Source organism: Pseudomonas sp. GL-B-12, from assembly GCF_019955895.1.
In the GTDB taxonomy this organism is placed as follows: Bacteria; Pseudomonadota; Gammaproteobacteria; order Pseudomonadales; family Pseudomonadaceae; genus Aquipseudomonas.
Window position 1 is genome coordinate 136,345 of the sequence record NZ_JAHBCX010000066.1, and the last position, 14,149, is coordinate 150,493.

At 61.5% G+C, this 14,149-nt stretch carries 12 protein-coding genes; 8 read left to right on the plus strand and 4 right to left on the minus strand.

Annotation, left to right across the window (positions count from 1 at the left end; genetic code table 11):
• Nucleotides 1-252 precede the first annotated feature (252 nt).
• Genes rfbD through rfbB form a run of 3 tightly spaced genes read right to left on the minus strand, consistent with a single transcriptional unit; the run spans nt 253 to nt 3,123 of the window.
• Complete coding sequence (rfbD, locus tag KGA85_RS27950) at nt 253-1,122, minus strand: dTDP-4-dehydrorhamnose reductase (RefSeq protein ID WP_223456255.1); 870 nt, start codon at nt 1,120-1,122, stop codon at nt 253-255.
• A gap of 46 nt (nt 1,123-1,168) precedes the next feature.
• Nucleotides 1,169-2,044 carry a glucose-1-phosphate thymidylyltransferase RfbA gene (gene rfbA, locus KGA85_RS27955; RefSeq protein ID WP_223456256.1) on the minus strand — a complete coding sequence of 292 codons (876 nt, stop codon included), beginning with the start codon at nt 2,042-2,044 and terminating at the stop codon, nt 1,169-1,171.
• Complete coding sequence (gene rfbB / locus KGA85_RS27960; protein WP_223456257.1) at nt 2,041-3,123, minus strand: dTDP-glucose 4,6-dehydratase; 1,083 nt, start codon at nt 3,121-3,123, stop codon at nt 2,041-2,043. The genes rfbA and rfbB overlap by 4 nt, the downstream gene beginning before the upstream one ends.
• A 343-nt stretch (nt 3,124-3,466) precedes the next feature.
• Here rfbB and kdpF point away from each other — a divergent pair, with 343 nt between their 5' ends.
• The 6 genes from kdpF (at nt 3,467) to KGA85_RS27990 (ending at nt 11,528) form a co-directional block, all read left to right on the plus strand.
• Nucleotides 3,467-3,556: a K(+)-transporting ATPase subunit F gene (gene kdpF / locus KGA85_RS27965; RefSeq protein ID WP_007899818.1), complete on the plus strand. Its 90-nt coding sequence runs from the start codon at nt 3,467-3,469 to the stop codon at nt 3,554-3,556.
• Nucleotides 3,557-3,564: 8 nt separating this feature from the next.
• On the plus strand, nt 3,565-5,259 hold the full coding sequence (gene kdpA, locus KGA85_RS27970) for a potassium-transporting ATPase subunit KdpA (RefSeq protein ID WP_223456258.1): 1,695 nt from the start codon (nt 3,565-3,567) through the stop codon (nt 5,257-5,259).
• A 10-nt stretch (nt 5,260-5,269) separates the two neighbouring features.
• A complete protein-coding gene (kdpB, locus tag KGA85_RS27975; RefSeq protein WP_223456259.1) occupies nt 5,270-7,330 on the plus strand; it encodes a potassium-transporting ATPase subunit KdpB in 2,061 nt (686 codons plus the stop codon).
• A gap of 122 nt (nt 7,331-7,452) precedes the next feature.
• Nucleotides 7,453-7,998 (plus strand): potassium-transporting ATPase subunit KdpC, encoded by a 546-nt coding sequence (kdpC, locus tag KGA85_RS27980; RefSeq protein ID WP_223456260.1) that lies wholly within the window; start codon nt 7,453-7,455, stop codon nt 7,996-7,998.
• A gap of 131 nt (nt 7,999-8,129) precedes the next feature.
• On the plus strand, nt 8,130-10,781 hold the full coding sequence (locus tag KGA85_RS27985; protein ID WP_223543551.1) for a sensor histidine kinase: 2,652 nt from the start codon (nt 8,130-8,132) through the stop codon (nt 10,779-10,781).
• Nucleotides 10,782-10,829: 48 nt separating this feature from the next.
• On the plus strand, nt 10,830-11,528 hold the full coding sequence (locus KGA85_RS27990) for a response regulator (protein WP_223456262.1): 699 nt from the start codon (nt 10,830-10,832) through the stop codon (nt 11,526-11,528).
• 151 nt (nt 11,529-11,679) lie between these two features.
• Here KGA85_RS27990 and KGA85_RS27995 read toward each other — a convergent pair whose 3' ends face one another.
• On the minus strand, nt 11,680-12,717 hold the full coding sequence (locus KGA85_RS27995; protein WP_223543552.1) for a patatin-like phospholipase family protein: 1,038 nt from the start codon (nt 12,715-12,717) through the stop codon (nt 11,680-11,682).
• Between the two features lie 221 nt (nt 12,718-12,938).
• Here KGA85_RS27995 and KGA85_RS28000 point away from each other — a divergent pair, with 221 nt between their 5' ends.
• Complete coding sequence (locus tag KGA85_RS28000) at nt 12,939-13,217, plus strand: hypothetical protein (RefSeq protein WP_008000319.1); 279 nt, start codon at nt 12,939-12,941, stop codon at nt 13,215-13,217.
• Between the two features lie 100 nt (nt 13,218-13,317).
• Nucleotides 13,318-14,076: a CHAD domain-containing protein gene (locus KGA85_RS28005; protein WP_223456264.1), complete on the plus strand. Its 759-nt coding sequence runs from the start codon at nt 13,318-13,320 to the stop codon at nt 14,074-14,076.
• Nucleotides 14,077-14,149: the final 73 nt, after the last annotated feature.

Sequence of the window (14,149 nt, forward strand, 5' to 3'; positions counted from 1 at the left end):
GCTCCCTGAGTGGTTTGGAAAGCTCGGGGGAGGCCAGTGCAGTGGGCGTGCCATTTCGCAATTGTGCGTCGTAATGGGCTGAAAGGCGTCGTATCGGGGATGTTCGCCACTGGATGCACAAATTTGTGCGTCAGTCAGGGGCGCAGTTGTTGCAAATGCGGCTTTCGCGAGCAAGCCCGCATACCCGCTCCCCAACACCGCTGCAACACGCAGGTTTGGTATTTAAATGCAGGTGCGGGCAGCGGTTGATGCTCAGGCTTGCTGAGTGAGGCACTCGCGCAACGCGGTTTGCCAGTCTGGTTGACTGACACCCCAATCACGCTGCAAGCGACTGCAATCCAGGCGCGAGTTGAGCGGCCGGGCTGCGGGTGTCGGGTAGTCGCTGGACGGGATCGGTAACAGGTCGGCGCAGGGCTTGCCCTGTTGTCGCAATGCTTCGCCGATAGCCTGGGCGAAGCCAAACCAGGAGGTTTCACCTTGAGCGCTCAGGTGATAAGTACCCCAGTTGGCAACTTCGTTCGCCTGCCAGCGTTCAATCATGGCGAGGGTGCTGTTGGCGATTGTACCGGCCCATGTCGGTGCGCCGATTTGATCGGCGACTACGCGTAACTCCGGTTTCTCTTGGAGCAAGCGCTGCATCGTCAGCAGAAAGTTGCGGCCATGAGTTGAATAGACCCAACTGGTACGCAGGATCAGATGCTTACCTTGCACGCCCCTGATGGCCTGTTCGCCGGCCAGTTTGCTCTTGCCGTACACCCCGAGCGGATTTGGCGTGTCGTCCTCGTTGTAAGGTCCGACTTTACTCCCGTCGAATACATAGTCCGTGGAGTAATGTATCAATGGGATGTCGAGAGCCAGCGCTTCTTCGGCAAGGATGCCGGGAGCTACCGCGTTAATGGCAAAGGCTGATTGCGGCTCGCTTTCTGCCAGATCAACCGCTGTATGGGCTGCTGCGTTGATGATCAGATCGGGACGGACGTTTTGCACCTGACGGCGAATCTGATCGGGTTGCGCGAGGTCGAGCTGATCGCGACCCAATACGATCAGTTCGCCGACAGCCCCCAGCCGCTGTTGCAATTCATGTGAAACCTGACCGTGTCGGCCATTGATGAGTATTTTCACGGGAACAGTCCAGTCTCGATACCGGGCGAATCGGGCTCGCACAGATTCATTGCTCTTCCCCTGCCAGTTTGGCCAGGTACTGGCCATACCCGGTTTTGCCAAAGTACCGGGCACGCTCCAGCAACTGTTCGCGGTCGATCCAGCCATGTTCATAGGCTATCTCTTCGAGACAGGCGACTTTGAGGCCTTGGCGGTGTTCGATGGTTTGCACGTACTGAGAGGCTTCGAGCAAGCTATCGTGGGTGCCGGTGTCGAGCCAGGCGAATCCTCGACCAAAACGCTCGACCTGCAGATCGCCACGTTGCAGATAGGCATTGTTGACGTCAGTGATTTCCAGCTCGCCGCGAGGCGAAGGCTTCACCGCCTTGGCGATCTCGATCACATCGTTGTCGTAGAAATACAGGCCGGTAACGGCATAGCTGGATTTCGGCTTTTTCGGTTTCTCTTCGATCGAAAGCGCACGGCCATCTTTGTCGAAATCGATCACGCCGAAGCGCTCGGGGTCCTTGACCCAGTAGCCGAATACGGTGGCACCGCAAGTGCGTTTTGTCGCGTTCTGCAATTGTTCGCCAAAGTGCTGGCCATGGAAGATGTTGTCGCCCAGGATCAGGCAAACGGGGTCATCACCAATGAACTCTTCGCCAATCAGAAAAGCCTGGGCCAGACCGTCCGGTGACGGCTGCTCGGCAAAGCTGAAGTTCACCCCGAACTGGCTGCCGTCCCCCAGCAGATTGCGATACTGGGGTAGATCCTGCGGGGTGGAGATCAGCAGGATATCCTTGATGCCGGCCAGCATCAGTACTGAGATCGGATAGTAGATCATTGGCTTGTCGTAGACCGGCAACAGCTGTTTCGACACTCCAAGCGTAATCGGGTGCAGGCGTGTGCCCGAGCCACCCGCCAAAACGATGCCTTTCATCATGCGAGCAGCTCCTTGGGATTGATGGCGCCAAGGCGTTCACCCTGATAGCTGCCGTCTTGGACACGGCGGCACCACTCCATGTTTTCCAGGTACCATTTAACGGTTTTGCGCAGGCCGGTTTCGAAGGTCTCTTCGGGCACCCAGCCCAGTTCGCGTTCAATCTTGCCGGCATCGATTGCATAGCGCAGGTCATGACCAGGACGATCCTGGACGAACGTGATCAGGTCGGCGTAATGCGCAATGCCCTCAGGCTTGTGCGGTGCCAGTTCTTCAAGCAGGGCGCAGATGCCACGCACCACGTCGATGTTCTTTTGTTCGTTGTGCCCGCCGATGTTGTAGGTCTCGCCGACGGTGCCGGTGGTCACCACTTTGAGCAGTGCCCGGGCGTGATCTTCGACGAACAGCCAGTCGCGCACTTGCAGGCCATTGCCATACACCGGCAGCGGCTTGCCGGCCAAGGCATTGAGGATGACCAGCGGAATCAGTTTCTCGGGGAAGTGGAACGGCCCGTAATTGTTCGAGCAATTGGTCAGCAGCACCGGCAAGCCATAGGTTCGCTGCCAGGCACGGACCAGGTGATCGGACGCAGCCTTGCTGGCGGAGTAGGGCGAGCTCGGCGCGTAGGGTGTCGTTTCCGTAAACAGATCGTCGACACCGTGCAGGTCGCCGTAAACCTCGTCAGTGGAAATGTGATGAAAGCGGAAGGCGCTTTTCTCAGGCTCCGGAAGGGCTTGCCAATAGGCGCGGCTGGCTTCGAGCAGGCTGTAGGTGCCGACGATGTTGGTCTGGATGAATTCCGATGGCCCGTCGATGGAACGATCGACGTGGGACTCGGCTGCCAGGTGCATGATCGCGTGAGGCCGGAAACGTGCCAGCACTGCACTGACGGTCGCCTGATCGACAATATCGGCCTGAACGAACTCGTAGCGAGTGTCGTTGGCAATGCTGGTCAGCGATTCGAGATTGCCGGCATACGTCAGTTTGTCCAGGTTGAGCACATCATGCTCAGTGTGTTGAATCAGCTCGCGGACAAGGGCCGAGCCTATGAAACCGGCTCCGCCGGTAATAAGGATACGCACGTTGGGCCAGCCTTTTTCAGTAATGCGAATAGCGGTAGCTTGCAGGCGCGAGCGGGGAGGTGCAAGAGTTCTTGACCCCATTCGGTTGCGTCGCGCCAATCGGGCGGGATTATCCACGACTTGCAGCAGTCACTCACTACTCTTGCGCACAATTTAGAGTTCTACCTGCGACATTCCCGGTTTTTCCGCACCGGAGCTCCTCCCCGCACCCTGTAACCCCGGCGTAAACCCACTCTTTACGCTTTCTTTATGCCTGGCGCGCCCCCTCGATCTCGTTCCTTTACAGCCTCCTTTCCGACAATGACTCCACACGCGGCAATACGCCGTAACACGGAGAACTTCCATGAGCGTTCTGGACGGGGTGTCGCTGCTGCTCGCAGTGGGGCTGTTCATCTATCTGTTGGTTGCGCTGTTGCGCGCGGACCGGAACTAGGAGCGGCTATGCACAGTTATGACTATTGGCTGATCCTCGGTTTTTTTGCCCTGGTTTTGGTCCCGGCGCCGTTTCTCGGGCGCTTCTACTACAAGGTAATGGAAGGTCAGCGCACGTGGCTGTCGCCGGTCCTCGGGCCAGTCGAACGTGGCTGTTACCGACTGGCCGGGGTTGACCCGCAAGCCGAACAGAGCTGGCAGAAATACGCCCTGGCCTTGCTTGCCTTCAACCTCGCGGGTTTCCTGCTGTTGTTCGCCATCCTGATGTTCCAGGACCACCTGCCGCTGAACCCGCAGAACCTGCCGGGTCAGGAGTGGACGCTGGCGTTCAACACCGCCGTCAGCTTCATGACCAACACCAACTGGCAGGCCTACAGCGGCGAAGCGTCCCTGAGCTACTTGAGCCAGATGGTTGGCCTCACCGTGCAGAACTTCGTCAGCGCTGCCACCGGTCTGGCGGTACTGGTCGCGCTGTGCCGCGGCATCGGTCGCAAATCCACCCAGTCCCTGGGCAACTTCTGGGTCGATATGACCCGCGCCACCCTCTATGGCTTGTTGCCGCTGTGCCTGCTGCTGGCGCTGTATCTGGTCTGGCAGGGTGTACCGCAAACCTTCGCACAGTATGTGAATGCAGTGACGATGCAAGGCGTTGATCAGGTGATTCCACTGGGGCCTGCTGCCAGTCAGATTGCGATCAAGCAATTGGGCACCAACGGTGGCGGCTTCTTTGGCGTGAACTCGGCGCATCCGTTCGAGAACCCGACCGCCTGGGCCAACCTGTTCGAATTGGCCTCGATCATCCTGATCCCGGTGGCGCTGGTGTTCACCTTCGGCCACTACGTGAAGGACCTGCGCCAGAGCCGCGCGATCATCGCCTGCATGCTGGCGCTGTTCCTGATCGGCGGCGCGACCTCGCTGTGGGCCGAATACCAGCCGAACCCGGCCCTGAACAACGTCGCCGTCGAACAGACTGCGCCGCTGGAAGGCAAGGAAGCGCGCTTCGGCACTACCGCCACTGTGTTGTGGTCGGTGACCACCACTGCAGCGTCGAACGGTTCGGTGAACGGCATGCACGACAGCCTCAACCCGCTGAGCGGCATGGTGGCGCTGGTCAACATGATGGTCGGCGAAGTGATCTTCGGCGGCGTCGGTGCCGGGCTCTACGGCATGTTGCTCAACGTGTTGATCGCGGTGTTCCTCGCCGGCCTGATGATCGGCCGCACCCCGGAATACCTCGGCAAGAAACTGCAAGCCAAAGAAGTGCAATTGCTGGTGGTCACCCTGATGGTCATGCCGATTGGCGTACTGGTGCTCGGCGCGATCGCCGCCAGCCTGCCAGGCCCGGTGGCCGCCGTGAGCAACCCCGGCGCTCATGGTTTCAGTCAGCTGCTCTACGCCTACACCTCGGCCAGTGCCAACAACGGTTCAGCGTTTGGCGGTTTCGGCGCCAACACCCCGTTCCACAACCTGATGCTGGGGCTTGGCATGTTGATCGGTCGCTTCGGCTACATCCTCCCGGTTCTGGCCCTGGCCGGCAGCCTGGCGATGAAGAAAACCGCACCGATCGGCCAGAACAGCTTCCCGACCCATGGCCCGCTGTTCGTGACCCTGCTGACCGTGACCATTTTGCTGGTGGGCGGCCTGACCTTCCTGCCGACGTTGGCACTGGGTCCTATCGCTGAACACTTGAGCATGGGCTTCTGAGGACTATTTGATGAATATGCCCGTAACTAAACCGGTCGCCACCGTCAAGGCACCGGAGCAACCGAAAACCGCGATCTCGGCCCTCTGGCGTCCGGCGCTGGTGCAAGCCTTCGTCAAGCTCGACCCACGGCAATTGCAGCGTGCACCGGTGATGCTGGTGGTCGAACTGACCGCGATCCTGACTACCGTGCTGTGTTTCATTCCCGATACGGCCGTGCCGACGTTCGTCGCCGCGCAAATTGCCGTGTGGCTGTGGTTCACTGTGCTGTTCGCCAACTTCGCCGAAGCCCTGGCCGAAGGCCGCGGCAAGGCTCGCGCCGACAGCCTCAAGGCCGGCAGTGAAGGCTTGAGCGCCCGCCGCAAGACCAGCAACGGCACGTTCCAAGTGGTGCCGGCCACCAGCCTGCGCAAGGGTGATGTGGTGCGCGTCGAAGCGGGGGAGATGATCCCCGGTGACGGCGAAGTGATCGAAGGCATCGCAGCAGTCAACGAAGCGGCGATTACCGGTGAATCGGCGCCGGTGATCCGCGAATCCGGCGGCGACCGCTCGGCCGTCACCGGCAACACCCGGCTGGTGTCCGACTGGCTGCTGGTGAAGATCACCGCCAACCCCGGCGAGTCGACCCTGGACCGCATGATCGCCCTGGTCGAAGGCGCCAAACGCCAGAAAACCCCGAACGAAGTGGCGCTCGATATCCTGCTGATCGGCCTGACCCTGATCTTCCTGCTGGTGGTCGTCACCCTGCAACCGTTCGCCCACTTCGCCAGCGGCAGCCTGCCGCTGGTGTTCCTGGTGGCGCTGTTGGTCACGTTGATTCCGACCACCATCGGCGGTTTGCTGTCGGCCATCGGTATCGCCGGGATGGATCGTCTGGTACGCCTGAACGTGATCGCCAAATCCGGTCGTGCGGTGGAAGCGGCGGGGGACGTGCACGTTTTGCTGCTGGACAAGACCGGCACCATCACCTTCGGTAACCGTCGTTGCTCGGCGGTGTATGCCGCGCCTGGCGTGACAGCCAGGGAGCTGGCCGAAGGCGCATTGCTGGCGTCGCTGGCCGACGACACCGCGGAAGGCAAGTCGATAGTCGAATACCTGCGTGGCACTCATCCGCAACCGGAACCGTCCGCTGAGGTGCTGACAGGTGTGCCATTCAGTGCCGAAACCCGCCTGTCCGGTGTCGACTATCAGGGACGCGTGTACCGCAAGGGCGCGGTGGATTCGTTGCTGGCTTTCGTTGGCCTCAAGCGTGCTGACCTGGCACCGGCCTTGTCCCGCGAAATCGACAAGATCGCCCAAAGCGGCGGCACCCCGCTGCTGGTGTGTGCCGACGGCAGGTTGCTCGGTGCGATCCACCTCAAGGACGTGGTCAAGCCCGGTATCCGCGAGCGTTTCGCCGAGCTGCGCAAGCTGGGGATCCGCACCGTCATGGTCACCGGCGACAACCCGTTGACCGCCGCTGCCATTGCTGCTGAGGCGGGTGTGGACGATGTGCTGGCGGAAGCCACGCCGGAGAAAAAACTGGCGCGCATTCGTCACGAGCAAAACGACGGTCGCCTGGTCGCCATGTGCGGCGACGGCGCCAACGACGCCCCGGCCCTGGCCCAGGCAGACGTCGGCATGGCGATGAACGATGGCACGCAAGCGGCACGTGAAGCGGCCAACATGGTCGACCTCGACAGCGACCCGACCAAGCTGTTGGACGTGGTGCAGATCGGCAAGGAGTTGCTGGTCACCCGCGGTGCGCTGACGACCTTCTCCATCGCCAACGACGTGGCCAAGTACTTCGCAATCCTGCCGGCACTGTTCGCTGCGATCTACCCGCAACTGGGCGTGCTCAACGTGATGCACCTGAGCAGCCCGCAGAGCGCGATTCTCTCGGCGATCGTGTTTAACGCCTTGATCATTGTGGTGCTGATTCCGCTGGCGCTGCGCGGTGTGCGGGTTCAAGCGGCGAGTGCGGCGGCGTTGCTGCGGCGCAATCTGCTGATCTATGGCCTGGGCGGGATCCTGGTGCCGTTCGTGGGCATCAAGGCGATCGACATGCTGTTGACCGCGTTGCATCTGGTTTGACCGATCGCGAGCAGGCTCGCTCCCACAAGGAGCACCGCATTCCCCTGTGGGAGCGAGCCTGCTCGCGATGAGTGCACCACGGTGCAACGGATTGAACACTTTACGAATTCGAGGATTTTGCAATGTCCACATTGATACGCCCGGCCCTGAGCCTGCTGGTCCTGATGACGCTGATCACCGGCGTCGCTTATCCACTGGTGGTCACCGGCGTGGCCCAGGTCGCATTCCCGGATCAGGCCAACGGCAGCCTGGTGCGGGATGCCGAGGGCAAGGTCCGCGGCTCCTCGCTGATCGCCCAGGATTTCGTCGGCGACGCCTGGTTCCACCCGCGTCCTTCGGCCGGTGCCTTTGCCACCGTGTCGAGCAGTGCCAGCAACCTGGCGCCGAGCAACCCGGCGCTGGCGACACGGGTACTCGACGATGCCAGCAAACTGCTGGTGCCTGGCCAGGGGCCGGTGCCCTTGGCGCTGGTCACTACGTCTGGCAGCGGTCTCGATCCGCACTTGCCACCGGCGGCGATTGCCTATCAACTGGCGCGTGTCGCGACGGCGCGCAACCTGCCGGTGGCGACCCTGCAGCAACTGCTGGATGCCCACATCGAGCAACCACTGGTAGGCCCGCCTGTGGTGAATGTGCTTGAGTTGAATCTGGCACTGGAAAAACTGTAAATCGGCGGTGCAGCCATTCGCGAGCAGGCTCGCTCCCACAGGAGTATGCATTCCAATTGTGGGAGCGAGCCTGCTCGCGATGACGGACTCACAATCACCACAACAACATCTGAAAAAAGAGATTCCCAAGCATGAGCAACTCCGGCCGCGCCGACGCGCTGTTAGCAGACCTGTCCCGCGATGGCCGTGGCCGGCTCAAGGTGTTTCTCGGCGCCGCGCCGGGTGTCGGCAAGACCTACGCCATGCTGCAAGCGGCCCACACCCAGTTACGCCAAGGGGTGAAAATCATCGCCGGCGTCGTCGAAACCCACGGTAGGGCCGAAACCGAAGCCCTGCTCAGCGGCTTGCCGCAGCAGCCGTTGGTACGTTCCGAGTACCGTGGCGTGTTGCTCGAAGAAATGGACCTCGACGGTCTGCTCCTCGCCAAACCGAAGCTGGTGCTGGTCGACGAACTGGCGCACACCAACGCTCCGGGCAGCCGTCACGAAAAACGCTGGCAGGACATTCAGGAACTGCTCGCCGCCGGCATCGATGTGTACACCACGGTCAACGTCCAGCACTTGGAAAGCCTCAACGACCAGGTGCGTGGCATCACCGGCGTGCAGGTCCGCGAAACCCTGCCGGACTGGGTGTTGCAGGAAGCCTATGAACTGCTGCTGATCGACTTGCCGCCACGGGAGCTGCTGGAGCGCCTGCGCGATGGCAAGGTCTATGTGCCGGAGCAGGCGCGGGCGGCCATCGACGCGTTCTTTTCCCAGACCAACCTCACGGCCCTGCGCGAGTTGGCGATGCAAACCGCGGCGGCTCAGGTCGATAACGATCTGGCCCAAGGGTATCGTCAGTTGGGGCAAGCGGCGCCGGCCGTGCGCGGGCGTTTGCTGGTGGGGGTCGACGGCGATGCGCAGGCCGAGCGCCTGGTACGGCATGCCAGTCGCGTGGCCCAGCGGCGGCACCTGCCCTGGAGTCTGGTGCACGTGGACAACGGCAGCGTGCGTGACGAGCAGTCACGCCTGCGTCTGCAGAGCGCCCAGCAACTGGCTGAGCGCCTGGGCGGCGAAGTGGTGTTGCTGCGCGCCGGTGAAGTGGCGAAAACCCTGATCCAGCATGCCGCCGAACGCCGCGCCAGCCTGGTGCTGGTCGGTCAGTCCCGGCCGCGTTTGAGCCGACGTCTGTTCGGGGGCGGGCTGGCGGCGCGTCTGCTGCGCAATGCTCGCGGACTGGAAATCAACGTTCTCGACAGCGATCACCAACAGCATCAACCCCATCAGCGGTCGATGCATTCACTGGTCTGGTTCGACTACTCACTGGCCGTGGTCGCGACGGTTCTGGCCAGCGCCCTGGCCTGGGCCGTGGCGAGCGTGCTGCCACTGCCGAACATCTCCCTGGTGTTCCTTGCAGCGGTATTGCTGGTGGCGGTGCGCAGCAGTCTCGGGCCGGCGCTGGCCTGTGCGGCGCTGTCGTTCCTGACCTATGACTTCCTGTTCATTCCACCGAATTTCTCTTTCAGAATCCAGCGCGAAGAAGACGTGCTGACCCTGCTGTTCTTCCTGCTGATGGCGGCCCTCACCGGCAACCTCGCGGCGCGTCAGCGCAGGCAATTGCAGGCACTGCGCGATACTCAGGAAGAAACCACCGAATTGCTCGACCTGTCACGCAAGCTCACCGCCGCCACCGACCGCCAGGCTGTGGTCAGCGCGGCCGCCCAGCACCTCAATGGTTGGAACGATGTACAACTGTGCCTGCTCAATCGCGACGGGCAAAGCGGCTGGAAAGTCGAAACCGGTGGCCCGCTGGAGTTCACTGAAGCCGAGCGCGCCGCCGCCGATTGGGCCTGGCAGCACGATCAACCGGCGGGTGCGGGCACCGGCACCTTGCCGTTCGGCCGCTGGTGGTGGTGGCCGTTATCGGTAGAGGACGGCCCGCTGGCGTTGCTCGGCGTATGCGCCAGGGAAGGCCAGACCCTGAGCGGCCAGCGCCGACGCTTGTTGACCGCGCTGAGCCAGCCGCTGGCCCAGGCGCTGGCCCGGGCGCAACTGGCCGATGATCTGGAAGCGGCGCGGCTGCACGGCGAAACCGAGCAACTGCGCAGTGCCTTGCTGGCGTCGGTGTCCCACGATTTGCGCACTCCGCTGACGTCCATGCGCGGCAGTATCGACAGCCTGCTGGCCCTGGGTGAAGCGATCCCGCTGGAGGATCGACGTGAGTTGCTCGAAGGCACCCGCGATGAAGCCGAGCGCCTCGACCGCTACATTCAAAACCTGCTCGACATGACCCGCCTCGGCCACGGAGCCTTGAAGCTGGCGCGGGACTGGGTGTCGCCGGCGGACATCGTCGGCAGTGCGCTCAATCGGCTGCGGACAGTCCTTGCGTCGTTGCAGGTCAGCACCGACGTGTCGGCCGAGTTACCGTTGCTGTATGTGCATGCCGCGCTGATCGAACAGGCACTGATCAACGTGATGGAAAACGCCGCGCGGTTTTCGCCGCCCCACGGGCGTATGCAATTGCGCGCCGGGGCCGATGACAGTGAGCTGTTTTTTTCAGTCAGCGATGAGGGCCCGGGGATTCCGGAGGCGGAACGGGCGAAGATTTTCGACATGTTCTATACCGCGGCGCGGGGTGATCGCGGCGGGCAGGGTACCGGGCTGGGGCTGGCGATTTGTCAGGGCATGGTCGGTGCCCATGGCGGGCGCATCACCGTTACCGACGGCATCGAGGGGCGCGGCACTTGCATCATGTTGCACCTGCCGCTGCAGGCACAGCCGGGATACGAAAGTGAAGCCTGATCGCGCTTGCGCTACTCTCTTGCCACTTCTTTGTATTGATGTGAATTCATGAGCCAGACCGCGACCATTTTGGTCATCGACGACGAACCGCAGATCCGCAAGTTCCTGCGCATCAGCCTCGCTTCCCAGGGCTATAAAGTGCTGGAGGCGGGCACCGGCAGCGAAGGGTTGGCGCAAGCCGCGCTGAACAAACCGGACTTGCTCGTGCTCGATCTCGGCTTGCCGGACATGGACGGCCAACAGGTATTGCGCGATTTTCGCGAGTGGTCGACGGTGCCGGTGCTGGTGCTCTCCGTGCGCGCCAGTGAAGGGCAGAAAGTCGATGCCCTGGATGGCGGCGCCAATGACTACGTGACCAAGCCGTTCGGCATCCAGGAGTTCCTGGCGCGGATTCGGGCCTTATTGCGCCAGGCGCCCGCAGGCGAGGCGCAACAAGCGGCGCTGAGCTTCGGTCCATTGACGGTCGACCTGGCGTATCGCCGGGTGTTGCTCGACGGAGTCGAGGTCGCGCTGACCCGCAAGGAATACGCCGTGCTGGCGCAACTGGCGCGACATCCCGGACGGGTGATCACCCAACAGCAATTGCTCAAGGACATTTGGGGGCCGACTCACACCGAAGACACTCACTACTTGCGTATCGTGGTCGGGCACTTGCGCCAGAAACTCGCGGATGATCCGACCCAACCCAGGTTCATCGTCACTGAGGCGGGGGTGGGGTATCGGTTGTTGAGTGAGGGCAGCCTTTAGTTTTGTGCTGAATGATCCGGCCCCATCGCGAGCAGGCTCGCTCCCACAGGAGTTTCGGCCAGATACACATTTTGTGAACACCAAAGATTCACTGTGGGAGCGAGCCTGCTCGCGATGAGGCCCTTACATTCAATCGAGAGTTTTCAGGCGCTCAGTTCTGCTCATTCTCATACCGGTCCAGCGTATCCCGCGCAATCTCCCGTCCCAGCGCGATCAACTCCGGCGCCTTGTAGAACTCGAAAAACCGACATACGCGTTTGGGCACGTTGATCAGGATGTCAGGCGGATACCCGGCAATCTTGTACTGCGCCAGCGACGTCTGCATCACCTCGAAACTCTGGTTGATCAAATCCAGCAAGGACGCCGGTCCGACATTGTCGATGATGAACGAACCGGTGGCGGAGCGAGGGGCGCCACTGGCTTGCGGAGCGGCCGCGGGTTGCTGCGCTTCGGGCTCGGCGGATTCGATCCACGGATTGAAGTCTGCACCTTCGGCCTTCAAGGCTTCCTGTTCCAGAACCAACAATTGTTCAGCCTGTTTGCGCCGGAACGGCAGCTTAGAGCCGACGGAGTTGATCAGGCTGTCGAAGCGGGTCTTGAAGGCGGCGGGACGCTGGATGACCGGCAATTGATAGTGGCGCTGGTTGGTGGAGTTGAGGTTGACCGCGATGATCAAATCGCAATGGCTCGACACTACAGGCACGATCGGTAGCGGGTTGAGAATGCCGCCGTCCACCAGCATGCGGTTGCCCTGCATCACCGGGGTAAACAGGCTGGGAATCGCTGCCGAGGCGCGCATGGCCTGATGCAGGCAACCTTCCTGGAACCAGATTTCCTGCTGGTTGGTCAGGTCGGTGGCAACGGCGGTGTAGGGGATACGCAAATCTTCGATGTTGATCTCGCCGACGATCTTGCGGATCTGCCCGAAGACTTTCTCGCCACGGATCGCCCCCAGACGAAAACTGACGTCCACCAGACGCAACACGTCGAGATAGTCCAGGCTCTCGATCCAGTCGCGGTAATCATTGAGTTTGCCGGCGGCGTAGATCCCACCCACCACCGCGCCCATGGAGCATCCGGCGATACAGGCAATGTCATAGCCGCGCCGTTCGATCTCTTCAATGACCCCGATATGTGCATAACCCCGGGCTCCACCCGAGCCCAATACCAGTGCGACGCGCTTTTTCATGGATCGCCCTCGTTTGAATGGTTCAACAATGCACCCATCGAGGGCCATGCTTCAATCGCCATGGTCGTTCGATGGGGCAAGAGCGTCGTATTTTCGACACTCCATGGCGGCACATGGTTATTCTCGGCAGCGCTATAGTTTGCACAGCGGACCAACGGCACTTTTCAGGTGCCACAACGTCTTACCTGCACGACTGTTGACCTATCTTTGAGGAGTGAGTGATGAAAGCCTGGATCTGCGTGCCATTGATTGCCCTGGCGCTCGCCGGTTGTGCCGGCAAAACCGCTTATCGCGACAGTTGCGGTAGCAACCTGGATGCTGCATGGCATGAACTGGACCTGGCCAAGGCCGAAGGTTTTGCCGGGACTGTCAGCTACTCCAAGGCCCTGTCGCTGTTGACCGCGGCCAAGACCCAGCAGCAATTCGAGGGGTTCGAAGGCTGCACCACCAAAGCCGAGAAGGCCCGTTTCTATATTCGTGAATCGCGCGCAGGGCGTTAAAAGCGAAAAGCGGTTACAAGCTCTAAGCTGCAAACTGCAAGACTCATCGAGTTTGCAGCCTGGAGCTTGCAGCCTGGCGCTGTTTACGGAGTAAACCCCCATGATCGATCGGTTGGTGGCTCAGGTTCTGGGCCTGGAAGTTCGTCTGCTGGCCTGTCAGGCCCGCTTGAAAGAGCGTACAGACCCTGAAGCGTTACACGATCTGCGCACAACCATGCGTCGGTTGCGCAGCCTGTTGCGACCCTTGCGCGGGCAGCCCGGTGTCGAGCAACTGGAAGCGGCCGCCTCCAGGGTGGGCGAACTGAGCACGCCATTACGTGATCGCGAAGTGCTGGCGGCGTACCTGCTCCAGCACCATCAACCCCAAGCCGCACAGTGGCGCATGGCGCAAATGGCCGAGGCCTATCCGGCTGTGGCGGCCAGTCCCGAGCTCGCGCAAATGCTGATCGTCCTCGATGCGTTTCCGCGTTTTCTGCGTGCCGCCCAGCGCCAGGGATTGCTCAAGGGCCTGCGCAAGCGCATCGAAAAGCGCCTGGGCAAGCAGTGGAAAAAACTCGACAAGGCACTGCACGATCCGACCCACGACCGTCATCGATTGCGCCTGCTGATCAAGCGCGTGCGCTATGGCATCGACGCTTACCCCGAGCTGGACCGTTTGCCGAAAGCGGCCATGCCCCGATTGAAATCGGCCCAGGGCGCGCTGGGTGACTGGCACGATTGCGTGCAATGGCTGGCCATGGCTGAACGGGAAGCGGATTTGCAGCCCTGTGCTGCGGTCTGGAAAACTACCATGGTCGAGGCTGAACAGCGTGCGGACCTTGTGCTGGAGAAACTCAGCCGCGACTGCTTCAAATCCTGATATCTATCCAGATCCCTTGTGGGGGCTCAATGTTGGCCAGAGATTTTGTGTTAGAGCCGAGCACGGCTCATCT